This is a genomic window from Microcoleus sp. (assembly GCF_049646505.1).
GTDB lineage: Bacteria > Cyanobacteriota > Cyanobacteriia > Cyanobacteriales > Microcoleaceae > Microcoleus.
Genome location: NZ_JBARVX010000248.1, coordinates 1 through 4,319 on the forward strand (window position 1 = coordinate 1; position 4,319 = coordinate 4,319).

Below are 4,319 nucleotides of genomic sequence, written 5' to 3' on the forward strand. Positions count from 1 at the left end.
ATATTGAGTTAACTCGTTTCCCGGTTCCGGCGGGCGAAGATCATCGAGATACTGCGAATTATCCGGGTTTGGTGCGGGCGGCGGATTTAATCGGTCAGTTGAGCGACCCGCGATATTTGCAAAAGGGTGCTGCGGTGTTTTACGAGTTTGAGGAGACTGGTCAAAATCAGGTGTTGGGATATCGCAATCCGGGGGATTTGCGGGACGGGTATCCTAAGTTTTATTGGAATGTGGTTTATCGGTATGTCAAGGATGCGATCGGCTATTTGGAACTGACGCAGCAGGGGAAACAAATTGTCGCTAACCTGAACGCAAATGTGTTTCGGGTGGAGCATTCTGAAGCGGAAGTTGAGGAAGTGGCTGCAGTTCGTTGATTCCCGATAGTTGCGAGAAAGCAATCTCAATAAAATGTGTAATTCGCGATCGAATTCAGCAATCCTGTCGATATTGCAGCGCCAAATTTTCGATGAGTTCGACCGTGGCGCGAACCATCGGCATTTCCGCGAGAATTTCGATCCAAAAGCCTTTGATGGAGTTTGTTGAGATAGTCGATCGGCATTTAAATCGAATACAGAAGCGGGCTCTTCGGCCACCCCACAAAAATCTCAAAAAAGAAGATATCCAAAATTTGCGGGAGGAATAGAAAAAAGGGAAAAAGTCCGTAAAGCCCAGCTATCGGCCAGGGAATCGCACAACTACCATCAAATTGGTTTCTAGTGAGGACTTCATTCCTCACTAGAAACCTACAGATGACTCCGCCATCTGTCTAAAGACAGATTTTATTAAACCAGTAAATTCCGTATGATGCTGTAAAAGTCAGTCTGATGAGAAGGCTATCTCCGACTCTAGCTCCGAATAACTGACCAATCTTACTACATCAAAAAATATCTCTCATGACACCAGTCACTCCCACTCAAACTTCCTCTCAATACGAAACTACCAAACCCGAAGAAAAAATTGAGTCTCTGGTAGCAGAAGTTCAACCAGAAAGCGAACTCGATTTAGAATTCCTCTACACCAGAGACATTGAATTTCGCCAAGAAACAATTTATTTCATTGTAGTCGATCGCTTTCATGACGGCGACCCGGAAAATAACGAAGGCCCAAATCCCGAACTTTACGATCCCGAAGGTAAAGATTGGGGCAAATATTGGGGCGGCGACTTGCAGGGAGTTATCGACAAACTCGACTACTTAAAAGATATGGGTGTTACCGCAGTTTGGCTGACGCCGCTGTTCGAGCAAGTTGAAGCATTATTTATCGAACAAGCTGCGATTCACGGCTACTGGATCAAAGATTTCAAGCGACTAAATCCCCGATTTATTGCCAAAGGCGATAATCCTTCTATCAACCAAACACAAGAAACCAAAGATACCGTATTTGACAAATTAGTACAGGAGTTGCACCAGCGAAACATGAAACTCGTCCTCGATATTGTCTGCAATCACAGCAACCCAGATTTTAGCGGCAAGAAAGGGGAACTCTACGACGATGGCGTAAAAATAGCTGATTTTAACAATGATAAAAACAACTGGTATCACCACTACGGCGAAGTGACAAACTGGGAAGACGAATGGCAAGTCCAAAACTGCGAACTGTCGGGCTTAGCAACTTTTAATGAAAACAATACTGCCTATCGCAGTTACATTAAGTCAGCAATTAAACAGTGGCTGGACAGAGGTGTTGATGCTTTGCGGGTTGATACGGTAAAGCATATGCCGATTTGGTTTTGGCAGGAATTCAATGCTGACATTACCACTCACAGACCTGATGTTTTCATCTTTGGCGAGTGGATTTACAGCGATCCTAGAAACGATCGTTCTGTGGAGTTTGTCAACGAGTCGGGGATGACTATTTTAGATTTTGGTTTGTGCGTGGCCATTCGAGAAGCTTTGGGACAGGGGGCAGAAGGTGGATTTCATTTAATCGAAGATGTGCTGGATTTGGATCACCGCTATTACGGGGCGACGGAGTTGATTACGTTTATCGACAATCACGATATGCCGAGGTTTCAGTCGTTGAACAGCGATCCGCAAATGCTGCAATTGGCGATATGTTTAATTATGACGACTCGCGGCATTCCCTGTATTTATTACGGCACCGAACAGTATCTGCACGATGATACAGAAGGGGGAAATGACCCTTACAACCGCCCGATGATGGAAAAGTGGGATAGTGATTCCCAGATTTACCGAGATGTGCGGCTGCTGTCTGGATTGCGGCGGCTGAATCCTGCTATTTCGATGGGCAGTCAGTGGCAAAAATATTTAACTCCTGATGTTTATTGTTACGTGCGGCGCTACCGCGATTCTGTGGTGTTTGTGGCGATGAACCGCGGCGATTCGGTTACGCTTGAAGCGGTTGATACTGAGCTGCCTGATGGAGAGCATACGGAGGTTTTATCGCGCCGCAAGTTTGAAGTTAAAGATGGGAATCTGTACAATTTAGAGGTTGGTGCGGGGGAAGTAATGATTTTTAGCCGCGTCGGAGAGCGAGTTAAGGCGAAAACTATTGTGCGGGCGCAGCTTAACAGCGTTAAAAGTCAGCCTGGGGAAAGGATTGTGGTGATTGGAGATTGTCCTGAATTGGGGAATTGGGATATTAGTAAGGGCTACCCCTTGGAGTATATCAATACTAATACTTGGTTTGGGGAAATTCCTTTTGATGAAAGTGCAGGGAAGTTGATTGCTTACAAGTATGCGCTGCTGCGGGAAGGACAGTCGCCGCTGCGAGAAAATCTGGTTTGTCGCCGCTGGGTTTTAGCTTCGGAAGGGACTGTGAAATGGCGGGATAAGTGGGCTAGCGGACGGGAGTCTTGAGATGCCTGTTTCACAAGTTTTTGATGAACAGGCAAGATGCCTGTTCCACAAGAAAATTTCTGTTTTGATGAACGGGCAAGATGCCTGTTCCACAAGAAAATTTCTGTTTTGTGGAACGGGCATCTTGCCCGTTGCTAACATTGGTGCTATCCGACCAGTTTAAAGCGATCGCAATTTCTCGACTAAAACATCGACATAATGTTCGCTGTTGTGGTGGTTGACAACCATTTCGTAGCCGCGCTGCGCTCGAGATTCTGCTGCTTGAGGATTTTTTAGCAAATCGACGATCGCCTCGCGCAAAGCTGCTGCATCTCCCACCTCTACAACTTTAGCAGTATCAGGCGCTAAATAATCTACGAGACCTTGAGTCCGAGTAATGGCGACGGGTCGCTTGCAGGCCATTGCTTCCAGCAAACCCGTAGCTCCAGCAGCATATTTATTGGCTGCCAAACAAACTGCAATTACGTCTGCATCGCGGTAAAGCTGCACTAAATCCGGCCATTCGTAGAACTTGCGGGACATATTTTCGGGCATAGTATCGGGGAAAGCTTGCGATAAAGCTTTGGCATCTCTAGAAAAGCCGCTAATTTTTACATCAACATCTAAGTCAGCAGTTGCTGCTGCTAGAACTCGGTAGTCGCGCTTTTCTAGTCCGACGCTAACAACTGTCTGCCGCTTTTTGTCGGCAGAAACCGGGCCCGGCGTGAAAAACTTGGTGTCTGTCTGTTCTGGCAGCACTAAAATGCGGGATTCGGGTATGTTTAAATAGCTGCGGACGAACTCAGTTTGAGGGCGGGCGTTGACCGTGAATACGTCAATTTTGTCGGCTAAACCGAAGAGTTTTAGGGCGACTCGGCCGCGCGGCCGATCGATATTGTGGAAATATACAACTATTTTGGGGCGGTCGGGTTTAGCGCCGCACAGCACCGCCACTGGAATGCCAATGTCCTCGCCGGTACAAAAGATCGCGTCGCCGCTGCTGACTTGCTCGGACAATTTGCGCGCGGCGGCCCAATGTTCGGGTTTGGAAGAAATTTTCGATCGCAGCTTGTCGAGCGAGGATATCGCTTCGCCGTCGGGAGCGTGGACTGCGGCATTTAAGCGGTCTCTGACGCTCTGCATGACGTGGCGGGGGCATTTGCCGAGTTGGGCATCGCGGTCGATGCCATCGAGGTCTATTTTGCGACCTAACGCTAAATGGTATTTCAAAATATTCTCCTTATTCTCCTCTTATAATTCTGGTGCTGGCACAAATCAACTTAATCTTAGAAGATTCTATTCTAGGAGATTGCCAGGAGAATCCTGTCTGGGGCTGGTACAGCAACTGCCCGATCGACCGGAGTGCAAACGGGGTTTCAAGGACACCCGCGCTCAAATCCTGTAGGAGTAAAAAACAGCTACACAGGTCGATCGATCGATTCAAATGAATTAAGCTTTTATCCTGAAAGTTAGCTAAAACATTTATTTTTAACCTCATGTATATTTCTCCAGAACAAGACC

General features: G+C 47.0%; 4 protein-coding genes and 1 pseudogene. 3 read left to right on the plus strand and 2 right to left on the minus strand.

Annotated elements, in window-relative coordinates; translation table 11 throughout:
• The 3 genes and pseudogenes from WBA89_RS13300 to WBA89_RS13310 form a co-directional block, all read left to right on the plus strand.
• Positions 1 to 374, plus strand: a pseudogene (locus tag WBA89_RS13300) (metal-dependent phosphohydrolase); the annotation flags it as partial.
• A 92-nt stretch (positions 375 to 466) separates the two neighbouring features.
• Positions 467 to 643: a hypothetical protein gene (locus tag WBA89_RS13305; RefSeq protein ID WP_424407093.1), complete on the plus strand. Its 177-nt coding sequence runs from the start codon at positions 467 to 469 to the stop codon at positions 641 to 643.
• Between the two features lie 250 nt (positions 644 to 893).
• Entirely contained in the window at positions 894 to 2,819 is a 1,926-nt protein-coding gene (locus WBA89_RS13310) for an alpha-amylase family glycosyl hydrolase (RefSeq protein ID WP_424407094.1), read from the plus strand.
• A 159-nt stretch (positions 2,820 to 2,978) separates the two neighbouring features.
• Here the strand turns inward: WBA89_RS13310 and WBA89_RS13315 are convergent, their stop codons facing one another.
• Positions 2,979 to 4,028, minus strand: a complete 1,050-nt coding sequence (locus WBA89_RS13315) for a glycosyltransferase family 4 protein (protein ID WP_424407096.1) — start codon at positions 4,026 to 4,028, stop codon at positions 2,979 to 2,981.
• Between the two features lie 10 nt (positions 4,029 to 4,038).
• Positions 4,039 to 4,319 (minus strand): hypothetical protein (locus WBA89_RS13320; RefSeq protein ID WP_424407098.1); only part of this gene is annotated, 281 nt, incomplete at its 5' end.

Coding starts and splice junctions, on each gene's coding strand:
- WBA89_RS13305 (WP_424407093.1), top strand. CDS start 467: ATGAGTTCGACCGTGGCGCGAACCATCGGCATTTCCGCGAGAATTTCG.
- WBA89_RS13310 (WP_424407094.1), top strand. CDS start 894: ATGACACCAGTCACTCCCACTCAAACTTCCTCTCAATACGAAACTACC.